Below are 21,628 nucleotides of genomic sequence, written 5' to 3' on the forward strand. Positions count from 1 at the left end.
TGTTATAGCCGATGAAACGGTGTTTTATCCCCTTACCGCTCTCCAAGATCAGGATGAGACACAATAACCGCAAAGCCTGCTTGCTCCAAAATTTCTGCCAGTACCGAAAGAGGCGTGTCGGCAACCTCTCTGTATATTTTCGGCGTATGCAGATGGATCGCATCAGGAAAATCTTCACTTAAATGCGTTCGCAATTTTTTCCCACTGTCATCTTCATCCGTAAACAGGTATACCTCATCTGCATCTGCTGCTTCCGTTTGCGCAAGCAATTTCTCTCCTTTTTCCAAACTGTAGGAACCGTATGTACAAAGAATCGTAACAGGCTCAGCCAGCACTCGAAGCAAGCGTTCCTTGTCTGTCTTCCCCTCCACGATCATGACACACCCTGCCATCCGCTCCCATCCTCCCTGGCGCACCATTTTTATTTAGTATACCTCAACTGCCATCTAGGAAAATGAGGATGACTACTCCCCATCGAAACAACGCATCTTAAGGAAGCATCCATTAACAAACAGGGGGTAGTAATATGTCCAAATTCAAAAGCGCCAAAAACCTGAATCAAAAAGGATTAGCTGTAGCAGGGCTGACCAGCAGTACGGTTGCGGATGATATGCATACAGAAAACAACCAAGGATCTTCCCATCAGCATCAATACAACAACGAAAATAGGAAGAATCAAAAATAAAAAAAATGAAATGGTTGCCTGAATAGAGTTTCCTTAGTAAGATAGTTTTATGAATATTGAACAACTTGAACTAACCGAAAAGCGAATCAAAATTTTTAAAGCGTTGGCAGATGAGACAAGGCTAGCCATTTTAAAAGCCTTATATCATTCCGGCAACGAGCTGAGTTGTACAGAAGTGGGCTTGACCTGCGATACTTCCAAGTCCAATGCCTCCTATCATTTCAAGACACTTCGAGAGGCAGGACTGATCAAAGTCAGAAAGGAGGGGCAAACACGGTACATGCGCATCTATAAAGAGACATTTGATCATATACTGCCTGGCTTTTTAGATACCTTGTGATTGGTATCCTTTTTTTGCTCAATAGTTCAAAAGTTATTTAACTATAGGATTATAAAACAAAGAGGAGAGTTTTCATAATGGAGCGCCTATTTTTGATGATCTTTTTCTTCACCATGTTTTTGATTGGCACGAACACATTTATCATTAGCCCACTGCTGCCAACCTTGCGAGAGTTATATCACGTATCCACGAGCCAGGCAGCCGCCTGGCTGATCGGAACTTATGCTCTCGGATTTGCTTTGGCCGCTTTAGTCGCTGGTCCGCTATCTGATAATCGAAATAGGAAACATGTGATGGCAGTCGGTATGCTTGGATTTGCACTTTCCACAATTGCATGTGCCTTTGCACCTAGCTTCACCGCGATGCTTTTCTTTCGCTTCCTTGCCGGGATCTGTTCTGCCTTTATCGGACCTCAAGTGTGGGCTGCCATTCCTGTTTTGTTTCCCCCTGCACGTATCGGAAAAGCAATGGGAGTTGTCATGGCTGGTCTTTCCGTTTCCCAAGTGATCGGTGTCCCTATAGGCAGTTTTCTGTCAGCTTATCATTGGTCGTTTCCTTTTTTGGCTGTAGGAATTACTTCTCTCGGAGCTTTTGTACTCATTATCCGAAAACTTCCTGATTTATTGCCGCCTACCTCCATAGCCGGGCTTGGAACAAACAACGCCCGAGTGGCTATTTTTGCACGTTACAAGGATCTGTTGCGACTGCCACAAGCTTCACGCAGCTTTATCGGCTATTTCGTTTTCATGACGGGTGTCTATGCAGTCTTTTCATTCTATGGTGTATGGCTTTCCGATCAATATCAGCAATCCGTTACCGAAATTGGCTTGATCACTTTAGTTATCGGGCTTGGCAACACCGTTGGCAGCTTACTCAGCGGTTGGTTACTCGAGCGTTGGAAGAGAAGTACGATTTTGACCGTTGGGTTTCTGGGCAGCGCCCTACTCTATCTTGTTTTGCCTTACATACCGGGAGTCGGCTTTTTGCAGGTTGTCCTCTTCTTCATGTACTGCTTTGGCGGTGTACTCGTGCCTGTTCTGATGGGTTACTTGCAATCATTGTCCGACACCTCGCGCGGTACTATATCGAGCTTGGCCAACGCTTGCATGTACATAGGGACATTCATTGCCTCTTCTTTCGCAGGCAGTTTGTATTCTAATTTTGGTTTCGCGGGGGTCAGCACCTTCGCCTCATTCACGTTTCTTATCGCTTATTTTCTCTTTGTTTGGAGGACTGGTAAATTAAATGTAACCGCACAAGCATGAGTCCTTTACATTCCCTCTTCGCCTTGCTACGCTATGGTCAAATTCATTTTATCGAAGTCAGCAGGACGGAGAGGGTCAACGTGGATTCATCCCCATCTTTATGGAAAAATAGTTCGTTCCTCAAGCTCTGGCTTGCACAAATGACCGCAAGCATCGGAGATCATTGCTACAGCTTCGCTTTACTCTGGTATTTGCTCCAAGCAACCAAATCGGGTACGGTGTTGAGCCTGCTCGCAATCCCGGAAATGGTGGCGGGTCTCATGTTTTACCTCGTCGGCGGGGTTATGGCTGACCGGTACAGCCCACGCATGCTTATGGTGGGTGCAGATGTTGCGCGAATTCTAGTCGCGATCACGGTAGGCATCATGGTCTACATAGGTGTGGAAGAGTTTGCTTTTTTTCTGGCAGCCCAATTCTTGTTGGGTTTGTTCTCCAGTCTGTTTCAGCCAGCACGAACCGTTGCACTCAAATCAGCGGTTCCCCAAGAGCAGCTAGGGCGAGCAAATGCCATTTTGGATACGACTTTCCGAACGATTCGGATTATTGCGCCTATGTCGATTGGACTGGTCGCTTCGATCATGCCGCTCTCTACTTTGTTTTTTGTGAACGCAGGCAGCTATTTGATTTCCGTCTTGTTCCTTTATGCCATTCGTATTTCGTTGACTGATCAACAACAAGGATCTACTACGAAAATGACACCCAGTCAGTACGCTAGGGATATTGCCTCAGGTTTACGGGAGCTTAAACAAAATCGCGCTTTGTTCTTGATTCTTCTTTTTAGCAATATGGGCTTTCTCGTCTGGCAGGTTACTTACACGGTGGGCTTTCCGTTTATGGCAGAACGCATGCAGCAAGGTAACGGAAGTACATTAGCTGTCTTGTTGGGCTTCTACGGCATCGGGAACTTGCTGGGAAGCCTGTACATGGCTCGCTCGTTCTACACCCGGTATTTATTTGTGATTTTGGTTGGATGGGTGTTTCAGGCAGTCGGATTCCTGTTGCTAACGACAGGAGGCACCGCTCACTGGGTTGCCTTCCTCGGAGCAGCCGTGGCAGGGATCGGGGGGCCGCTCATTGGTATCCCGACCGTGACTGCTATTCAAATCAAAGCATCCAGCAGCAGCACAGGCAAAATTTTTGCGATCAACATGCTCATGTTCACCTTCTTTTGCACATTGTCCAGCAGCCTCGGTGCCATCTGGCTGGGCAAATGGCCCGTCGAGCAGCTTTTCCTCGTCAGTGGACTATTCCTCGCTGCCATGAGCTTCGCAGGCCTCCTGATTGAAAAACGAGCACCAGCCGAACAACACCAATCTTCCTCCGTTTAAGACGGAAGGATTGGTGTTTTCTCATTATTTGCAAAAAAACAATTGCAACCGATTTTTTCATGTCATATAATCTGACATAAATAAAAATAGTGTCAGGTTATGTGACACAGAAAAGAGGTGGATGGATGGAACCTACTGTCGCAAGTCTCTCGTCTGCCATTGACGCCACATGGGTCATGGTCTCGGCCATTCTGGTCATTCTCATGCAGGTTGGATTCGCCCTGCTGGAAGCTGGTTCTACTCGCATGAAAAACGCTGGTCACGTCGCAGGAAAAACAGTCCTAACCTTCGGCATCTGCTCGATTGCCTTCTGGGCCTTTGGCTTTGGTCTGACGTTTGGAGACGGGAACTCTTTCATCGGACTTTCCGGATTCTTTTTTGACGGCATGCAAAAAGAAGCTTTCTCCGCTTTTTCCGCTGCAACTGTCCCTATCTCGATCCTCTTCCTCTTTCAGCTCGCTTTTGCAGCCGTTTCACTCGCGATCGCCTGGGGCGGTTTTGCTGAACGCGCCAAGCTATCCATTTATTTTATTTTCAGCGTACTGTTTACTGTCCTCATCTATCCTGTCGTCGGTCACTGGGTATGGGGCGGCGGTTGGTTGGCGCAGCTCGGGATGCAAGACTTCGCTGGTTCTACGGTTGTCCATCTCCAAGGGGCCATCGTCGCACTCGTCGCCACTATCCTTTTGAAGCCCCGTATTGGAAAATACAATCGCGACGGCAGTTCCAATCTGATTCCTGGTCACAACCAAGTCTACTCTGTCTTAGGTGTCCTGTTTCTTTGGATCGGTTGGTTCGGGTTCAACGCCGGCTCTACATTAGGCAGCACATCTGGATTTTTCGGCTATATTGCCGTCACTACCAATCTCGCTACCGCAGCGGGTGCTGTCGCCGCTCTTGCTATCTCCTGGATCGTCATGGGAAAAGCAGATATTCCAAGCATGCTCAACGGCGTCCTCGCTGCTCTCGTCGCGATTACAGCATCTTGTGCCTTTGTCGATCCGTGGGCAGCTGTCGTGATTGGCGCCGTGTCAGGTATTCTCACATTTTATACATCCATTTGGTTTGACCGCATGGGGATTGATGATCCTGTCTTCGCTTTTTCCGTGCATGGGGTGGCTGGTATATGGGGAACGTTGTCCACGGGCTTATTCGCTACCCCAGAGCTTGCTGAAAAGGTCGGCGTAGGCGGTCCTGGGCTGTTTTATGGCGGTGGCCTGCATCAGTTAGGGGTTCAGGCGTTGGGGTTGGCTGGCTCCGCGCTCTACGTCTTCGTGGTAGCCTTCATCATTTTGTATGTATTAAAAGTAACCATTGGCCTGCGAGTCACTGAAGAGGAAGAGGTGGTTGGTCTTGACCTTAGCGAACACGGGGGATACGGCTATCCCGAACTGCTCCAGCCTGAACGCGTACGACCGGCTGCAGCTACCCAAAGCAGCACCTCTCACTCTCTCACCTGAACAAGTGGAAAAAATACGGAATGTTGACTCCTTTGACGAGCTTGCCTTATTGCGACGAGAATTTTTGGACCCTTCTGTGTTGCGTCCATTAAATCGCGCAGGGGAATTAGCCCCCTTTTCCATCGTCGTCAATCTGATTCACGACAATCTCATCCGACAAGGGGTGCTCCTCGCTGTGAACGACCTTGCCAAAAGAGGCTTGGGTACCCCTCCCGTCCCCTTTGCCTTTCTGCAATTCGGCAGTGGCGGTCGATCAGAGCAAGCACTCATCAGCGATCAAGATAACGGTCTCGTCTATCAAATGCCAAATCATCTGGGCGAACAGGAAAAAGAGAAGATACATGGCTACTTTCAATTACTGGGGGCGACGATCGTTGCAGGCTTGGAAGTGGCTGGTTATCCTCCCTGCCAAGGGAATGTGACTTGCCTCTCACCAAAATGGCGAGGTAGCACCGAGCAATGGCTGGACCAAATAGACAGATGGGTCTCTCACCCCATATGGGAGAACGCCCGTTATTTACTGCTCGCAAGTGATGTGCGTGTCTTATGCGGGGAATCGGCCATTTTTACTCCCGTCCATGATCGTTTCCGTCAATTGCTTGCAGGGAATGTCTTCTTGCTGAATCGACTGGTGAGCAATACGTTGCATTATCGGGTGCCGCTCGGAATCTTTGGCAGAGTTTTACCTGAGGTCCATGGACGATTCCGCGGTGCCATCAATGTGAAGTATGGCATTTATTTGCCACTGGTGAATTGCGTACGGCATTTTGCCTTGGCGCATGGAATCTTTGCCAGTTCTACCTTGGAACGCTTGGATCTACTCGGCGAAAAAGGCGTCTGGAGCAAAAGCTTTTGTGACGAGGTAGCCGCATACTTCCGGCAAATTCAAGGTTTGCGACTGATCGCCCCCCTCCATTGGGAAGATGGGCAATACACAAGCAATAGCTATATCAAACTAGGGGAGCTTTCTCCTGACACCCAAGCGATGGTGCGACAGTCGATGAAGCTGGCGATCCGCCTGCAAAAAATGACCGAAAAGCTCCCCTCCGTTTTTGGGGGATAGGAGGAGATTGCGTGGCAAAATGGGACTTATTCGGTCGCATTTGGCATATGAACCGCGACGTTCCGGGTATTGCAGATGATAAGCAACACATCGCCTATCTGCGCTCCATCTCCAAAGCGAATAAACCAGTCGATTCCAGTGCCGATATTCCTCTACACGATCTGGAGGTTGTTGTCGTCGATCTGGAAACGACCGGTTTTTATCCCGACCACGGAGACGCGATTATATCGATGGGAGCCGTCGCCATGAGAGGAGAGCACCTCCTCCTCGGCGATTCTTTTTATACGTTGGTCAATCCAGGACGGGCGATTCCTCCACACATCCGCTCTCTCACTGGAATTACCGATGATATGGTTGCCGATGCTCCCGAGCTAGTAGAGGCTTTGTCCCGTTTTTTTCAATTCGTTGGAGATCGTCCGCTCGTTGCCCATCACTCTCGCCATGAGCGTGAATTTTTGCGATCTGGGCTTTGGAAAACGAGCCGGCGTCCGTTTACCCATCGCATGCTGGATACGATGCTGCTCATCCGATTGTTGAGCAATCCGATTGGCAACGGCTCGCTGGACGCCCTCTGTGCGGCCCACGACATCCCGATCTCACGCAGGCATCACGCTTACTGTGACGCTGTTGCCGCTGGTACACTCTGGGCGAAGTATTTGATTAAAGCACAATCCCAAGGCTATACACACCTGCGGCAGGTTTACGAAGCCGTACGCTAGAATTAGTGCGAATCATTTAACGAGTCCTACCAACCAACTTGAGGAGAGAATATCATGCTACAGATCCGAGACGCAGTTCTGGGTGACCTGCCCGCCATGCTCGCTATTTACAACTACGCGGTGGAAAATCTGGTTGCTACCTTTGACTTGGAGCCACAGACCTTGGCCCAGCGCGAAGTGTGGTTTCACAAACACGGTGGCAGACATCCGATCATCGTCGCCGAATCCGAAGGGAAAGTGATCGGATATTGCAGTCTGTCCGTTTTCCGCGAGAAGCCCGCCTATCAAAAATCAACGGAACTGTCTATTTATATCGCCCCCGATAAAAGCGGGAAAGGTATCGGCACTGCCTTGATGAGTGCGATTCAGGAGCGCGCCAGACAACTCGAATACCATACGATCATGAGCGGAATCGTAGGCGGCAATGACGCCAGCGTGAAGCTACACGAGAAATTCGGTTTTACATTGGCAGGGAAGTTTCAAGAGGTGGGATTCAAGTTCGGAGAATGGCACGATGTTCATTTTTATCAATGGATGGTCAAGTAAAACATACGAAAAGCCGACACCCCTTTCCACAAGGAAGTGTCGGCTTATTTGTTTTTGTAAGAAGCGAATCCCTAAAAGTGGCACATCTTAAGCCAGGGTCTAATCCCTTAGCCCTTATGATATTAGTGTAACCGACGGATGATTATAAGTCTATATCTTTTTGAAAATTTGCACTAAAGTAGGTATACCTGGCCAGGGAATCAAAAACAGGAGGTAGCCCTGCTGTGCAATGGCTGTCATGGGATCTGAATCTAAAGACCAGATTGATCGGCGAGACGCTTTTCAACTTATTGTTTTGGATGTACTTTCCCTTCCTCACCCTCCACTTTAGTGATACCTTTGGCAAAAATGTTGCCGGGTTACTCATGGCAGTACCACCGATTATGAGTACGATCGGCAATCTTTTTGGCGGCTATTTGGCTGATCGATTTGGTCGTCGATATGTCATGCTGTCAGGAGCGTTTTTGCAGGCAGGCATGTTTGTGCTGTTTGCCTTCTCCCTCTCTTCTTGGATCGATTATCTTGCGTTTATAGGAATCGGGCTTGGTAAAGCGCTATACAGCCCGGCGAGTTCTGCCATGGTCGCTGATCTCACCTCCGAAAAAGACAGACGGAGAGTCTTTGCTACCTTTGTTACAGCCATGAACATTGGCGCTGTTTTGGGACCCGCTCTGGGTGCTATCTTTTTCTTTCAATACCGAAGTGAGCTGCTATGGACTTGTGCGCTTGTCACTTTTTTGTATTCGATCGCAATCTGGTTCAATGTGAGAGAGACACTGCCACAGTCCGTAAAAAGCTCTGTCGCCTCTATCCATTTCCCTTCCGTTATGAAGGAGCAATGGCAGAGCTATGCCGTCATTCTACGCGACAAAGCTTTTGCGATCTATATTTTCGCAGGCATGCTGATTACGATCGCAATCGTGCAGCTCGATCTATTTTTGGCAGTCTATGTAAAAGAATTCGTCCCAGCACAGACGCTGTTTTCGTGGAATGCCTGGTCACTCTCGCTTAGCAGTACGGAGATTTTCGGATGGATGCTGGGAATAAGCGGCCTTCTGTTTGTTCTGTGCGCTTTGCCTGTTACCAAATGGTTTGAGAACTGGAGCGACCGGAATGTCTTCCTCTTGTCCTCCCTGCTATTTGGCATGGGCATGTTTTTGGTAGGATTCACGACGAATGCCTGGCTGTTGTTCGGATGCGTGGTCGTCTTTACCGTAGGGGAAGTGATGAGAACTCCGGTTGAGCAGAGCTTCGTCAGCAAATACGCACCAGAACATGCACGCGGACAGTACATGGGTGCGGCTAACCTGCAGTACTCACTTGGCCGCTTCCTCGCTCCCGTGACCGTCATTCTTTCGGAGTGGATCATACCGATTGGCGTTTTTGGGTTTATCCTGTTCTGCTCCCTTTTGAGTGCCGTTCTTTACGTAAAGCTATTCCAAATCGTTCAGAACCGCGAGTCCTCTCCTTCCAACTAAACGACAACAAAAAACGAAAAGTGGTTGCGCAGCCATAACCTCTGCCAACCACTTTTTCCTTTTCAGCATTATAATTTTTTGGGAGCTTCTAACTTCACAGGGTCAACCATTACTTTTATCTGTGCTGGCGTTCCTTCAATCGTTACTTTCACATCGGAAGCAACCATTTCTTTTGGCGTTTTTGCAATGTTCGTAACCGCAATGAACTGATCCAGCTCCGGAGTCCAGGCAAGTCCAGTAGCTTGGATCATCGCCTTCACTGTATGAACGTCAAAAATCCCTTCATACATGATACCGTCTATTGTTTTTTGATCACCGCTCAGCAAGACGCTAACCCATATTGCTTTTTCACTTGCCACGTTTTCTTGTTTTGGATAATAAAAGCGGTAGTAATTCGTCTGCTTGTCTAGCTCAAGCTGAAAAGGAAGGGTATGAATTCCTTTCACAGCTAAATCTTCTTTGATTTTGTTGTAATGACTCAGGTACGTGTCTGTTGACATCTCTTTAAACGAGGAAGCAGAATGGGAGATGCTGTTTTCAATTGCAGTCGTTTGGTTAGACATTCCGAGGATGGCAAGACCAGCGACTACGACAATGGCTACTGCTGCGATGGAGACTGCAATTTTTTTCATGATGCGCTCCCTTCAGCAGAAGCCGCATCGATTTCCTTTGCCCCTGTCATTTCCAACAAGGCCTCATAAGAGACTGGCAAAAGTGATTCTGCGATACCAGCCGCCGTATAAACCACAGAAAAGCGTTTCAAGGACCGATCCACATAGACAGGCACTTCTTCCTGCAAAGCAAATGGACAAACCGCTCCGACACGGAAACCTGTCATTTTTTCTACTTCTTCCGGCGTAGCCATCTTTGGCTTTCCTTGTCCAAACGCTGCCTTCACTTGCTTGGGATGGACGCGTACATCGCCTGCTGCCACGAACAAGGCGAACTGCTCATCCACCCGAAACAAGATCGACTTTGCAATTTGGCCGATCTCGACACCTAATGCCTGTGCAGCCACTTCGGACGTAGGCAACGGCTGTTCAAACAAAATCGGCTCGATACTCGAATCATAACGTTGTACGTAGCTGCGAACCTTTTCCAAAGGGCTAACAATCATTCCCCGTCACTCCCAATCTCCACTAAAAAAACGTCATCGCCTTGTGACACGCTGCCCGTCTTGACAACCGAAGCATAAACGCCAAAGTGATTATTATGACGCTTGACGCATGCCTTCAATACGGCAGGAGTCATCGCCAAGGTTTCTGGATCGATATTGACATACACACAGCGCTCGCAGTGCTTGTTGACTTGCAAGGTCACATCATTGATTTTGATCTGTTTGCCCAGCCATTTGTCTTCAGCAAACGGCTCATCATCCTCCAGGACAACGACCAAATTCCCTCGAAAGCGTCGTGGATCTACCTGTTCTGCCCCAATCTGCCGCGCGATCTCTCTGAGAGATGCATCCGTGACCAGCAGAATGTGGTCTTCCCAGTTCACGCCGCCTTTTTGCGGACTACTAATCATAGGCGTAATGGAGCGCTTCACCGTCTCCGCGACATGGGCAAATAAAGCATCATCCCACGTATGTACACTGCCATCCCGGGCTTCAATCCGAATCGGCGGGTACGCTTCTTTTCCTGTCCCTTCGCTCATGCTGGCATGATATCCGATAAGAGCGGGCACAACATCCGCACTGAGATACTTGCCTTGACGAGTATTGTCCCAAAAATAATAGGCACGGTCTCCATACAAGCCAAATTCATCGACCGTACTTGATGCAAGCTCTTCCCCTCGCATTCCTTTGACAGGATGACGGAAAATGGTCTGTAATGTTCCTACTTTTTTCATTCGGTTCCCCTCCCCAACGCTTTCCTATCCGGATATAAACGAATTGCGAACCCGCCCCCAAAACGTCAGTCGCTTGTAGCGAGCGAATTTCACTTTGTCGGGTCCCACTCTGCAACGAATGGAACACACATCTTTCCACACTGCCTGCTCGCGATCCAAGCCGATCATAATCTCGGGATTCATGACGATCAGCTCTACTTCATGATGCTTCGGCAATACGAGCGAGCTGTTGATCGTCCGATACGCTTGGTTATTGATCGAAGCAATCTCGGACAACTGAATCGCCTCAATGGACGGATGGACAATCGCTCCATCCACCGCCTTGTTGTAGGCTGTACTTCCTGATGGTGACGAAACGATCAAGCCGTCACCGCGAAACGTCTCCAGCTCATCGCCATTTATATAGACGCATGTCACCAAGGTAGACAAATTCGCGTTACGCAAAACCATTTCATTCAACGCCCACTTTTCGTACTGCTTTCCATCTCTTGTACTGATCCTGCATTGGACAGTCGGGTATTCCGCGATCAGAGGCTCTTCGTGTATCAAACGCTCAACGAATTCGTCCAGCTCCTCGGGACGCCAGTCCGCATAGAAGCCGAGATGTCCCGTATGAATGCCCACATAAGACGGCTCGATCCCGTATTGATGGACGGCTTCCAAAAGTGTCCCGTCTCCCCCGATGGACAACACCATATCCGGTTGCTCACCGGGTCCCTTCACAAAAGTAAACGGGCTGTTTGCTGCATGCAGCTTTTCTTTTAATGCTTGTTCTACTTCTCGTGTATAATCGTCATTTCGCAGTACAGTCGCAATCTTCATGCTGGTCTGCCCTCACTTATCCTTACAAGCGGTCATGTACGCTCTGTTGTTTGTCTTCACTATACCATAGGAAAAATCGACTTGCATAAAATCCCACTTGTCACCAGCGGTCACTCTGAAAAGACTGGTTGCGAAATTGAGATAAACGCCTCTTCGTAGCTGGTGATATTTCCCGAGGAAGCTCATCCCAAGCGAAAAAGCGCATTTCCGCTACTTCTTTGTCATCCTTATGCAATTCTTGGCCAGTTGTAAGGTCGACATGATACAAGGCAATATGATCTCGTTTCCCTTCCCGCTCACTGTAAAAAAGATGGCAGAGGGTAAGTCCGTCCGCTCGTATTCCGCACTCCTCCCACAGCTCTCTGCGAGCAGCATCCCCAAACGACTCTCCTCGCTCCACTCCCCCTCCCGGCAAATACCAGCCATGGACATACGTATGTCGAATTAACAAAACTCCCTTTTCTTTATCCGTTACAATGACACGAACACCCAAGGTGAGAGGCTTGCGGATTTTCCAATACCATTTCGCCACTGTATGGTACCAGGCCATATTTCCACCTCGCTTTTTCCATGTGCTACCATTCTTTAGCCACCTATATTTTCCCTGCCATAAACAAGAAAAAAACAGGCCTATCAACGGCCTGTCTCACGCGAGGCGATTCTCCAGCTCTTTGACAACCGCTTCTGCTTTTCGAATCCATCTCGAATCAATCTGTGCGTCCTTGTCTACCGGCTCTTGAAACTGATTCATCAAGCCCGAAGCGAGCGCCTCCGTGTAGCCGATATCTTCCTCTACCCCAGTCTGGTACACATGTCGGATCACAAACGGCCGCCCGATTTCCAACCATGCATCTGGGCTATCAAGCTCGCCTTGCAATACTTTTACAGGCAAGCGCAAAAAGACCGTGTTTTTGTCATCCAGCGCCCGGTCGAAGTACCCTTGCTCATAATCCCAGTTGGATAATGTAAAATGCGGTTGAAGCGCTTCACGAAAATAACCGAATGTCGCCCGCGTGCCTGGCAAACTGCTGTTTATGTGTTGCATCGTCAATCCCTGCCTTTATTTATTTTGTGAGAAACGTCCACCGTTTTGTTCGTAGTGTGTGACAAAAGGCGAAGTTGTACTCTCACGTCTACAAAAAGCAGCAAGCCTCCTAAGCCGTGATGGCCTTGAGAGGCTTGTAAGTTCCCCACCATTAAATCAAGACAATTGTCAGGAGTGTAAAGAGCGCCAATGGAATGATTTTACGTCCGTTCCGGCATCTTTTACGTCTTCTCCCTTGAACTCTTGGCAAAACATATGGCGGTGGGGGTGGTGGTGGCGGACAAAAAAATGGCGGATAAGGCGGGAATGGTGGGAATGGCGATAGATTTTGCCCGTAAGGACTTACCTGCGGATTCTGCTCGCTATACGGACTGACTTGGGGAGCGGGGCGATTACTGCTGCTATACGGGCTGACTTGGGGGGCGGGACGATTGCTGCTGCTATACGGGCTAACCCGTGAGTTGTTGGAACTGCCGAAAGGGCTGACCTGACCGTATGGATTGTACCCATCACCGTAAGGACTTACCTGCGGATAGTATGGATTGCCTCCATAAGGACTGAGATCGCCATAGGGAGGATAACCTGCATACGGATTATAGCTCACATACTGAAAGTAATAATCAGGATATTGCCCCCATCCTCCGTACGGCTGCCGATTGGACACTTCCATTACTTGATAAGGATTGTAGCCCTCATAGTTCTCATAATCATACTCATCGAAAACTTCTTCTTCCTCCGCATCCTGGTCCACAACTTCTACGTATACGTTCTGATCATCATAATCGACAATGACGCCTTCAAACACTTGCCCGTCAATCGCTTCGATGCGCACTTTTTTCTCCACGTGCTCTTTGCAGATGTTGTGCACATTTTCTCGCATATCCTTTAACAGGCTGACAAATTGAATGTCAGCCTGATACAGGTTTTTTTCAGAATCAGACTGCATGGAAACTCCTCCCCTTCTGGTGTTTCTTTATTACCATATACAAGTGCCCATGGGGAGGTTACCGGATTCTAGGCCAGACTAGCCCAATTTACAGAAAGCGGGCAGGTAAAAATGGCAAAAGGCGCTCCGTCTCCCCTTTTTCCACAAAGTCCGCCATCGATTTTGCAGTGACAGGAGAAAGCAAGATGCCATTGCGAAAATGTCCACCTGCGATCGACAGTCCTTCCCAGCCAGGAACGGGGCCCAATAGCGGCTTGCCATCTTGTGTCGCAGGTCGAAGTCCACCCCAAGCCTCCAGAAAGGTAGCGGAGTGAAGCGCAGGAACATACGGCATGGTCCCTTGCAGGATACTCGCCAAACCTGCCATTGTAACATCTCGCTGGAAGCCACTCTCATCCTCAGTCGCACCAATGACAATTTTTCCATCCTTTTTCGGGGTGATGTAGCCTGTCGTTCCGAAAATCACCGTTCGCAATGGAATGCCCACGGACGAAACGGCCGCAATCTGTCCACGAACAGGGCGAATCGGCACGGAAATACCAAGCATCTCCAGCATCATTCCAACCCACGCTCCCGAGGCAATCACGGTTTGTGCGGCACGCAGTGACCCTGTAGAGGTCTCGATCCCGATTACTTTTCCGCCTTTTACCGCAATGCCGCTCACCACGCAGCCAGATAGCAGCTTCACTCCTTGCAATTGGCAAGCAGTTGCCAAGGCGCGAAGAAGCATTCGATTGTTGATGTGTCCTTCGTACGGCGAATAGATGGCCGCTTGCACTTGATCGGTCAGAAGCGGCTCTATCTCTTTCACTTGTGCTGTAGTCGAGAGCCAATGCACAGCATGGCCCGCTTCTTTTTGCCAACGGTACTTGTCTGCAAGCTGTTGGACTTCTTCCTCATTTAACGCGACGGTCAGCAATCCCTCCAGGCTTAGCTGTACATCTCCGCCAGTCAATTCTTCCAGCTCTGCAGCCCATTCCGGGTATAGCGCAAGTGACTCCATGCCCAAATCGAGCATCGGTCCAGGTGCTGTGAATTCTTTCAAAGGAGCAAGCATTCCTGCAGCAGCAGAAGACGCCTGCCCTCCCCATTCACCCTGCTCGACTAGGGTAACGCTCACCCCGCGCCGCGACAGCTCGTATGCCAAGCTCAATCCGATAATTCCTCCACCCACTACCAGACAATCATTCATCTTTTTCTCTCTCCTCACCATGTTGACTAAAACGACTTGTACGTTGCTGTTGTGGCGTGGAGGAAACAGGAGAAAACGCTCAGCTTCTAGGGCCACCCCTTGGGGGATTGACTGCACGACTCCATGCAAAAAGCGAAACCGCGTCCAAAGTGGTATCTTCAAGGATGTGTATCAGAGGTGGACGCTTAAGAGCGTGTTTCGCTTTTTGCATTCCGTCTCGGTCGGTGTCCCTAAGATCTTCGCTTATTTCTCCTGTTTCCTCTACGAGCTTTCCTTGTTTTCCGATAGTTTAAAGCTTTAAAAATGATGAAAAATGCCTTCAGTTACGCCAGAGAAGAATATTTCCAGACGTAGCGACTTGTGGAGTCCTACCGAGCGGAGAAGGGATTCGCGGGCAACAGAAACGCAACCGTGCCCATACGACGTAGCGGCTACCACTTTTGCGTTTCCCCGCGAATCCCTTCGGAGCGGGCAGTCCCAGCCCCCAGCAGGACGGAGCCTGGAGCTTAGACTGGAAATATTCTTCTCTCCACTACAGCCACACATAGCCTCCATAACAAAAAGCCCACCAATTCCCGAGCAGGAAAAGGTGGGCTACATACGCATAGGTAACAATCAAGCGAAAAGCGCTGTCTGCCGGCAACCGTATCCCTGCGCCGGCATGATCCGGATCAGGTGCAATGGGTCGATGGTCGGTTGCTTCCATCCTCTCAGCCCCGCATGAAGGACTCCCCAAGTTGCTTGTTCATTATGATATTCCTTTGTAAGTATAGTCCTGTTTGCAACCATCTGACAAGCACGTCCGCTGGTTAATCCTCATCCTTCACATCGTAGCTCTCCGGAATCGGTTCATGACGCGCGACATCCTCGAACTCCCGGAGCTTGCGAATTTCCTCCAGATGATGATTGAATTGCTCTTTGTTGATAATGTACTCATTGCCGTCATGGACAGCACGGATGCGCCCCTGCTTGATTTTTTCCATAATAAACGTCTCGGGAAGCTCCAAATAGGCGGCTGTCTCCTCAACGGTCAAATACGTCTTATTCTCGCGCAACCTAGCCTCCAGTTCCGCTTTCTGCCGCTCGTAGCCCGGTTTACCCAGCAAGGCAAACATATTGGCTTTGTACGCCTCCACCCCTGGCTGATCAAACGGATTGACGCCTAGCAAATAGCCGCTGATTCCGCATGCCTTTTCAAAAAAGTAAATCAGTCCGCCAAGATAGTAAGCTGTCGCCTCCGGTATTTCCACAAGCAGATTCGGTACGCCGCCGTCCACATGGGCCAGCACCGTTCCCTCGAAAGCCTTTTTATTGACATACCCCATTCGTTTGCCAGTCAAAAAATTCAATCCATCGACGTCAGCGGGGTCCTCCTGGACAGTCAAATCCACAGCGGGCTTCGTCACAGACAGAACGGTCTCAAACAAATGCCTCATGCCGTCCTGTATGTATTGACCCAACGAATGCAAGTCCGTTGAAAACTCGGCTGAAGCCGGAAAAATTCCTTTGCCGTCCTTGCCTTCCGATTCCCCGAAGAGCTGCTTCCACCACTCCGCAAAGTAGCGAAACTGCGGTTCATAGCTGACCAACAGCTCCACCGTCTTGCCTTTTCGATAGAGTGCATTACGAATGGCCGCATACTGATAACACGGATTGTCACGCAAATCCATGACCATGTAGCGTTCACGTGCATCCTTGGCCCCTTGCATGAGCGCATCCATGTTCGCCCCGCTTACAGCGATCGGCAACAATCCAACCGCGGTCAGGACTGAATATCGCCCACCAATATCATCTGGAATGACAAAGCACTCATATCCCTCATCATCCGCCAGCTTTTTCAGGGCTCCTCGCTGTTTATCCGTCGTAATGTAAATTCGTTTTTTGGCCTCTTCACGTCCGTATTTCTTTTCCAGCCATTCCCGAAAAAGTCGAAACGCGATAGCGGGCTCAGTCGTCGTGCCCGATTTTGAGATGACGTTGACGGACACATTTTTTCCTTCTACTACGTCCATCAGATGAGAGATATAAATCGGACTAATATTGTTGCCCACAAAATAAATCTCTGGAAAACGTCGCTTGGACTTCGGCAGCAAATTGTAGAAGCTGTGGCCTAAAATGTCAAGCACCGCTTTTGCCCCTAGATACGATCCTCCGATGCCAATCACCAGAAGCACATCTGAATCTGATTGAATCCGTGCTGACGCTTGGCGAATTCGCTCATACTCGTCCCGGTCGTATTGTTCCGGCCAATCGACCCAACCAAGATAATCCTTTCCGGGTCCAGTCCTTGAATGAAGCATTTGATGCGCAATCTCGATCGCTGGAGAAAGCTGCTCCCACTCATGCTGTTTGACAAAGGCTCGAGCGTTGGCGTAATCAAAGCGAATCGGTTTGTTCATAGCTCCCCTCCGAGGAACGTCATCTCATCTTTATCTATGATATCACGGCAATTGGCGGCAAAGAACTTCCCGATAAAACGTATCAAAATGCGTTTAAATGTGTCCAAAATGTGAACATTCGGCGTTTTATGTTACCTTTTTCCAGCACTACCGTAAAACCCTTTCGAGCAATGAAATAATATGGTTCTTACCAAAGCAAGGAGAATGAACATGAAAAAACGATGGTGGATCATCGGTTCCGTCGTAGTCCTCCTGGGCATCGGGGGCGTTGCTTTTTCCATGATGGGATCGCAACAAGCTATGGGAATGCCTGTCAACATCGGCGCACCAACGAAATCGGCTTTGGAAAGCAAGGTTTTGACATCAGGGCTCGTCACCGTAGAAGACAAGCTTAAACAGTACGCCAACGTCACCGGAACCTTACGGGAGTTTGTTCTCAAGGAAGGCGATAAGGTGAAAAAGGGGCAAGTGATTGCGAAAATCGACACATCCGATGTCGATAGCAAAATTCTCGAGCTGGAAGCGCAAATGGAATTGGCCAAAGCCAACCTCGCCAAGGCACAAATCGGCAACGAGCCGGAAGAAGTCGCACAAGACCAAGAACGTGTCTCCCAAGCCCAGCGTGAATACGACGCGGCAAAGCGAGAATATGATCGGATGAATCAATTATTCACTTCTGGCGCTTCTACCCAGCAAGAGCTGGACAAGGTGAAATCACAAATGGATAGCGCCCTATCTACGCTGAATGTCGCCAAGCAACAGCTCGCTCTCAAGCAAAAGGGACCACGCAAGGAAGACATTGCCGCTCAGCAAGCCCAAATCAACAAGCTGAACGTAGAAAAAGCACAGCTGAATAAAGAACGTGTCCAAAGCGTCGTTGTAGCACCTATGGATGGAACCGTCGTTGGCGTTGCAGCGGATAACGGTCAATACGTCAACAAGGGAACGGAAATCTTGACCCTTGCCAATCTGAACAATCTGTTGATTGAAGCAGATATCAACGAATCCGATGTCAACAAGCTCAAAATCGGTCAATCTGCCACGATTGAAGGCGTGACACTCGGAAAGAAAAAGCTGAATGCGGAAGTTACTCGCATCTCTCCAACCGCGACCACTACTGCCACCAAGTCGGGGCAAGGTGAAAAAACACGCGTCAAAGTCACCCTCAAGCCATCTGGAGATCTCTCTGCTTTGAAGCCTGGCTTCCATGTGGACATCAACATCTCCGTCGAAAAAATCGATAATGCCTTGCAAGTCCCAATCGAAGCTGTACAGCAAGATGCTGACGGCAGCACCTTTGTCTGGGTATCTGCTAATGGTGTTGCGAAAAAGCAGAAGGTCGAAACCGGTATGGAAAATGAGTTGTTCACTCACGTCAAGTCCGGACTGAACGGTGATGAGCAAGTGATTCTAGGCCCTGTCGAATCCCTGACTGAAGGAGCACCAGTCATGCCGATGAGTGGCGGCGGCGCACCAATGGGCATGTAACACGTAAAGAAGGAGGTCAGCCGACGATGCTTCATGTAGAAGGCTTGACGAAAGCATACAAGACGGGTGATACCGTACTGCCCATCTTAAAAGGTGTCTCCCTGCTGGTGGAACAAGGCGAATTCGTTGCCATCATGGGGCCATCAGGATCAGGGAAATCGACGTTCATGAACATGCTGGGCTGTCTGGATCGTCCAGATTCAGGTTCGTACATGTTAGATGGCATTGAGGTCAGCAGCCTGAAAGATACCGAGCTCGCCGTTGTTCGCAACCAAAAGATCGGCTTTGTGTTCCAATCGTTTAATCTGCTCGCCCGCTCTACCTCCTTGCACAATGTAGAGCTGCCGATGATGTACGCCAATGTCAGTCGCTCAGAACGGCGCAAACGGGCTACAGAAGCACTCAAGCGAGTGGGACTTGCTGAACGTATGGATCATAAGCCAACCCAACTATCCGGTGGTCAAAAACAGCGTGTGGCGATTGCCAGAGCACTGGTCAATAAACCAGCGATCCTGCTGGCAGACGAACCGACGGGAAATCTGGACAGCCGCTCCGGGGTCGAAATCATGGCCATGTTTCAGGAGCTGCATGCGCAGGGCGTTACGATCATTCTCGTTACCCACGAATTGGATATCGCCCAGCACGCTGAGCGGATTGTGACTTTCAAGGATGGCGTGATCATTCGCGATGAAAAGGTTACGGAGCGGATATTCTCCAAGCCGTCTGACGAGGTGATTGTCACATGAATTTTATGGAAAGCTTTAACACCGCCGTGGAGGGTATTTGGGCGAATAAAATGCGCTCGATCTTGACCATGCTCGGGATCATCATCGGGATTACCTCCGTCATTGTCGTCACGGCACTCGGTGAAGGTGGACAGAAAGCCATCAATGAAGAGATGGAAAAGTTCGGGCAAAACACGTTTAGCGTCTTCATCAATTGGGAGACAAAAGAAGAGATAGCCGCAGAAGATATGACCGTGGAAGATACAGAGGTGCTCGGCAGGATTAGTCCTGCCATCGAATACATCGTGCCTTCCAACTCCAGTACGATTGATTTGAAGGGTCCGAAAAAAGAAGAGCGCGTCAACCTCACTGCCTCCACTGCTGACTATTTTTCGATGCAATCAACCTTGAAGGTGGCAAAAGGGCGACTTTTCAACGAGATAGATGACAAAGAGCAACGCGCTGTCATCGTTCTTGAGGAACCTCTTGCTCAAAAGCTGTTCGGTCAAATGAGCCCGATTGGTCAGCGAGTTCGTTGGGGCAATCAATCTCTCGTCGTAATCGGGACGTATACGGAAGAGAAGTTCAAGTTTGACATGGCAACGAGCTATGGAGCGATTATTCCCATCCGTTACGAAATGAGCCTGCAGGAAGAGCCTTCTGTTCAAATGATCATGGGAAAAGCGATCGACAAAGCCTCTGTCGACCCAGCCATGCAGCAGGTCAAACAGTATTTAGGCCGCAAGCATCAAAAGGAAGACCATTACAGGGTTCGCAGCATGCAAGAATCGATGGATCAGTTTAATCAAATGACGGGCACCTTAACGCTGATCTTCAGTATCATTGCAGGAATCTCCCTCGTGGTTGGCGGTGTCGGCGTTATGAACATCATGCTCGTATCCGTGACAGAGCGTACTCGCGAAATCGGGATTCGCAAAGCCTTAGGGGCACGCAGACGAGATATTTTGATTCAGTTTTTGATTGAATCGGTCATCGTCTGCTTGATCGGTGGATTGATCGGGGTGTTGTTCGGCCTTGGTATCGCTTCGATCATTGCCTATTTTGCACAGTTGCCGCCGCTAATGTCCTGGAACAGCGTATTTATCGCATTCGGCTTCTCCAGTGCCATTGGTATATTCTTCGGCCTCTATCCGGCCAACAAGGCAGCCAAGCTCGATCCAATCGAAGCACTGCGCTACGAATAAGGAAGAATGGTGCAGCCAATTTTCCTTCCTTAAATGGGCGTGTAGCCTTTTCGAAAAAACAAGCACCTGTAAGCTCTCTGGCTACAGGTGCTTGTTTATGTTGGCAACGTATCTGTTACCAGCTTCAAAAGAAAAAAAAGCGCAATCCCCACGCTCGCGACAGTCCACCAGAGCGGCTTGCTGTCAGCCTTTTCTGCCTTGTAGATCCCGATTAACTTCCAGGTCCCTACTGCCACACACAAGAGGCTAAACAGGAGCAGGATTGTCCCCATGACCTCCCTCCCCTCACTCCTAGCTATATGGGAATGGGAGAGAAAAAATCACTTCTTCGAGTCCTTTTTGCCCAATCGGCCGAGGACCATCCGGCCCCGCTCCTTGATCGACTCGTCCTTGATATCTTGTTGCCGCTTCTTCATCAAACCGTTTTTGGAAGTATCCGGTCGGTCCGTTTGCCGTCCATCCCGCATTAGCTGTACTTGCCTCCGCTTTTTTTCTCGTAATCGTCCAAAAGCTCAGCAAAGCTCTTGTTGCGCTCGCGTTCTTCCTGCTCCCGGCGCTTTTGTTCGGCTGCTTCCTTTTCTTTGCGCTCGCCTTCTGTCTTCATGTCTTTTTCAAGCTGCTTGAGTGCTCCGAGCGCATCTGCATTCAGCATATCTTTCAAACTGTTCAATCCGCTTTTCGCGTCTGCCGTAGTTGTTGTCACTGCTTGACGCTGTTGTGGTTTTCGTTGTTTTTTCGCCATTGAATTGCCACCCTTTCCCTATCCTCATTCTGTCCTCATTCTCTGGCCCCATCCGGGTCATACTATCTTCATCTTTCACAAAGAGGAGGACATCACATGGTTCGCAACAAAGAAAAAGATTTTGGAAAAACCGCTGAAATTCGAGGACCCAAAGCCCAATCCGAGGCTGTCCGCTCTGACGGCTCCATTAATAGTGAACCACAAGAAAGGCTAAAAGAAAACCGCTAACAAGAAAACCGCCGGGCAGCCATTATGCTCGGCGATTTTTACTGGACGGCAGGCGCAAGCTCCCATCCGAAACCGAATAAGGGGTCAGTGACTGATGCATG

The 21,628-nt window shown here is 49.3% G+C and carries 26 protein-coding genes, 1 pseudogene and 1 riboswitch; of the genes and pseudogenes, 13 read left to right on the top strand and 14 right to left on the bottom strand.

Features of this window, described 5'->3' with window-relative positions; translation table 11 throughout:
- Positions 1 to 32: 32 nt before the first annotated feature.
- Entirely contained in the window at positions 33 to 392 is a 360-nt protein-coding gene (locus KB186_RS22835) for a toprim domain-containing protein (RefSeq protein WP_221868793.1), read from the bottom strand.
- Positions 393 to 526: 134 nt separating this feature from the next.
- On the opposite strand from KB186_RS22835, the gene KB186_RS22840 reads away from it, so the two are divergent.
- From KB186_RS22840 to KB186_RS22880, 9 genes are all read left to right on the top strand, one after another.
- Positions 527 to 685 carry a hypothetical protein gene (locus KB186_RS22840; RefSeq protein WP_232774415.1) on the top strand — a complete coding sequence of 53 codons (159 nt, stop codon included), beginning with the start codon at positions 527 to 529 and terminating at the stop codon, positions 683 to 685.
- 49 nt (positions 686 to 734) lie between these two features.
- Positions 735 to 1,025, top strand: coding sequence for an ArsR/SmtB family transcription factor (locus tag KB186_RS22845; RefSeq protein ID WP_173611286.1), 291 nt, complete (start codon positions 735 to 737; stop codon positions 1,023 to 1,025).
- Between the two features lie 77 nt (positions 1,026 to 1,102).
- Positions 1,103 to 2,290 carry an MFS transporter gene (locus KB186_RS22850; protein ID WP_232774416.1) on the top strand — a complete coding sequence of 396 codons (1,188 nt, stop codon included), beginning with the start codon at positions 1,103 to 1,105 and terminating at the stop codon, positions 2,288 to 2,290.
- A gap of 80 nt (positions 2,291 to 2,370) precedes the next feature.
- On the top strand, positions 2,371 to 3,618 hold the full coding sequence (locus tag KB186_RS22855; protein ID WP_232774417.1) for an MFS transporter: 1,248 nt from the start codon (positions 2,371 to 2,373) through the stop codon (positions 3,616 to 3,618).
- Between the two features lie 125 nt (positions 3,619 to 3,743).
- On the top strand, positions 3,744 to 5,078 hold the full coding sequence (locus KB186_RS22860; protein WP_173611283.1) for an ammonium transporter: 1,335 nt from the start codon (positions 3,744 to 3,746) through the stop codon (positions 5,076 to 5,078).
- A 49-nt stretch (positions 5,079 to 5,127) separates the two neighbouring features.
- Positions 5,128 to 6,141 (top strand): DUF294 nucleotidyltransferase-like domain-containing protein, encoded by a 1,014-nt coding sequence (locus KB186_RS22865; protein ID WP_330873252.1) that lies wholly within the window; start codon positions 5,128 to 5,130, stop codon positions 6,139 to 6,141.
- A gap of 11 nt (positions 6,142 to 6,152) precedes the next feature.
- Positions 6,153 to 6,860: a 3'-5' exonuclease gene (locus KB186_RS22870; protein ID WP_232774419.1), complete on the top strand. Its 708-nt coding sequence runs from the start codon at positions 6,153 to 6,155 to the stop codon at positions 6,858 to 6,860.
- 54 nt (positions 6,861 to 6,914) lie between these two features.
- Positions 6,915 to 7,406 carry a GNAT family N-acetyltransferase gene (locus tag KB186_RS22875; RefSeq protein WP_232774420.1) on the top strand — a complete coding sequence of 164 codons (492 nt, stop codon included), beginning with the start codon at positions 6,915 to 6,917 and terminating at the stop codon, positions 7,404 to 7,406.
- A gap of 224 nt (positions 7,407 to 7,630) precedes the next feature.
- Entirely contained in the window at positions 7,631 to 8,884 is a 1,254-nt protein-coding gene (locus tag KB186_RS22880; protein WP_173611280.1) for an MDR family MFS transporter, read from the top strand.
- Positions 8,885 to 8,952: 68 nt separating this feature from the next.
- Here the strand turns inward: KB186_RS22880 and KB186_RS22885 are convergent, their stop codons facing one another.
- The 10 genes and pseudogenes from KB186_RS22885 to KB186_RS22925 form a co-directional block, all read right to left on the bottom strand.
- The gene (locus KB186_RS22885; RefSeq protein WP_232774421.1) at positions 8,953 to 9,516 is read right to left on the bottom strand and encodes a hypothetical protein; all 564 of its coding nucleotides are present in this window, start codon (positions 9,514 to 9,516) and stop codon (positions 8,953 to 8,955) included.
- Positions 9,513 to 10,001: a YbaK/EbsC family protein gene (locus KB186_RS22890; protein WP_173611278.1), complete on the bottom strand. Its 489-nt coding sequence runs from the start codon at positions 9,999 to 10,001 to the stop codon at positions 9,513 to 9,515. Before KB186_RS22890 ends, KB186_RS22885 begins: the two co-directional genes overlap by 4 nt.
- On the bottom strand, positions 9,998 to 10,735 hold the full coding sequence (locus KB186_RS22895; RefSeq protein WP_221868797.1) for an MOSC domain-containing protein: 738 nt from the start codon (positions 10,733 to 10,735) through the stop codon (positions 9,998 to 10,000). Before KB186_RS22895 ends, KB186_RS22890 begins: the two co-directional genes overlap by 4 nt.
- A 24-nt stretch (positions 10,736 to 10,759) precedes the next feature.
- The gene (locus KB186_RS22900) at positions 10,760 to 11,557 is read right to left on the bottom strand and encodes an NAD kinase (protein WP_173611276.1); all 798 of its coding nucleotides are present in this window, start codon (positions 11,555 to 11,557) and stop codon (positions 10,760 to 10,762) included.
- A 100-nt stretch (positions 11,558 to 11,657) separates the two neighbouring features.
- Positions 11,658 to 12,107 (bottom strand): NUDIX domain-containing protein, encoded by a 450-nt coding sequence (locus KB186_RS22905; protein ID WP_173611275.1) that lies wholly within the window; start codon positions 12,105 to 12,107, stop codon positions 11,658 to 11,660.
- A gap of 96 nt (positions 12,108 to 12,203) precedes the next feature.
- A complete protein-coding gene (locus KB186_RS22910; RefSeq protein WP_232774422.1) occupies positions 12,204 to 12,602 on the bottom strand; it encodes a YugN-like family protein in 399 nt (132 codons plus the stop codon).
- A 151-nt stretch (positions 12,603 to 12,753) separates the two neighbouring features.
- Positions 12,754 to 13,548 (bottom strand): LSm family protein, encoded by a 795-nt coding sequence (locus tag KB186_RS22915; protein ID WP_232774423.1) that lies wholly within the window; start codon positions 13,546 to 13,548, stop codon positions 12,754 to 12,756.
- Between the two features lie 88 nt (positions 13,549 to 13,636).
- Entirely contained in the window at positions 13,637 to 14,740 is a 1,104-nt protein-coding gene (gene thiO, locus KB186_RS22920) for a glycine oxidase ThiO (RefSeq protein WP_232774424.1), read from the bottom strand.
- A gap of 628 nt (positions 14,741 to 15,368) precedes the next feature.
- A riboswitch (TPP riboswitch) is annotated at positions 15,369 to 15,485 on the bottom strand.
- Between the two features lie 64 nt (positions 15,486 to 15,549).
- The gene (locus KB186_RS28495) at positions 15,550 to 15,795 is read right to left on the bottom strand and encodes an excisionase family DNA-binding protein (protein ID WP_370646713.1); all 246 of its coding nucleotides are present in this window, start codon (positions 15,793 to 15,795) and stop codon (positions 15,550 to 15,552) included.
- A pseudogene (locus tag KB186_RS22925) lies at positions 15,790 to 17,139 on the bottom strand (glucose-6-phosphate isomerase); the annotation flags it as partial. The pseudogene KB186_RS22925 and the gene KB186_RS28495, both read right to left, overlap by 6 nt.
- 210 nt (positions 17,140 to 17,349) lie before the next feature.
- Here KB186_RS22925 and KB186_RS22930 point away from each other — a divergent pair.
- From KB186_RS22930 to KB186_RS22940, 3 genes are read left to right on the top strand one after another with little or no spacing between them, the layout of a single operon-like run.
- Positions 17,350 to 18,627 carry an efflux RND transporter periplasmic adaptor subunit gene (locus KB186_RS22930; RefSeq protein ID WP_232774426.1) on the top strand — a complete coding sequence of 426 codons (1,278 nt, stop codon included), beginning with the start codon at positions 17,350 to 17,352 and terminating at the stop codon, positions 18,625 to 18,627.
- A gap of 26 nt (positions 18,628 to 18,653) precedes the next feature.
- Positions 18,654 to 19,373: an ABC transporter ATP-binding protein gene (locus KB186_RS22935; RefSeq protein ID WP_047073491.1), complete on the top strand. Its 720-nt coding sequence runs from the start codon at positions 18,654 to 18,656 to the stop codon at positions 19,371 to 19,373.
- Positions 19,370 to 20,557, top strand: coding sequence for an ABC transporter permease (locus tag KB186_RS22940; protein ID WP_232774427.1), 1,188 nt, complete (start codon positions 19,370 to 19,372; stop codon positions 20,555 to 20,557). Before KB186_RS22935 ends, KB186_RS22940 begins: the two co-directional genes overlap by 4 nt.
- Before the next feature lie 95 nt (positions 20,558 to 20,652).
- Here the strand turns inward: KB186_RS22940 and KB186_RS22945 are convergent, their stop codons facing one another.
- Genes KB186_RS22945 through KB186_RS22955 form a run of 3 tightly spaced genes read right to left on the bottom strand, consistent with a single transcriptional unit; the run spans position 20,653 to position 21,299 of the window.
- On the bottom strand, positions 20,653 to 20,829 hold the full coding sequence (locus KB186_RS22945) for a hypothetical protein (RefSeq protein ID WP_007724726.1): 177 nt from the start codon (positions 20,827 to 20,829) through the stop codon (positions 20,653 to 20,655).
- 48 nt (positions 20,830 to 20,877) lie between these two features.
- On the bottom strand, positions 20,878 to 21,024 hold the full coding sequence (locus tag KB186_RS22950) for a hypothetical protein (RefSeq protein ID WP_173611268.1): 147 nt from the start codon (positions 21,022 to 21,024) through the stop codon (positions 20,878 to 20,880).
- Complete coding sequence (locus KB186_RS22955; RefSeq protein ID WP_173611267.1) at positions 21,024 to 21,299, bottom strand: DUF3886 domain-containing protein; 276 nt, start codon at positions 21,297 to 21,299, stop codon at positions 21,024 to 21,026. The genes KB186_RS22950 and KB186_RS22955 overlap by 1 nt, the downstream gene beginning before the upstream one ends.
- A gap of 96 nt (positions 21,300 to 21,395) precedes the next feature.
- Between KB186_RS22955 and sspK the strand changes: the two genes are divergently transcribed.
- Positions 21,396 to 21,527 (top strand): small acid-soluble spore protein K, encoded by a 132-nt coding sequence (sspK, locus tag KB186_RS22960; protein ID WP_007724732.1) that lies wholly within the window; start codon positions 21,396 to 21,398, stop codon positions 21,525 to 21,527.
- Positions 21,528 to 21,628 lie beyond the last annotated feature (101 nt).

Origin of the sequence: Brevibacillus sp. AF8 (assembly GCF_021270385.1) — a bacterium.
Lineage (GTDB): Bacteria > Bacillota > Bacilli > Brevibacillales > Brevibacillaceae > Brevibacillus.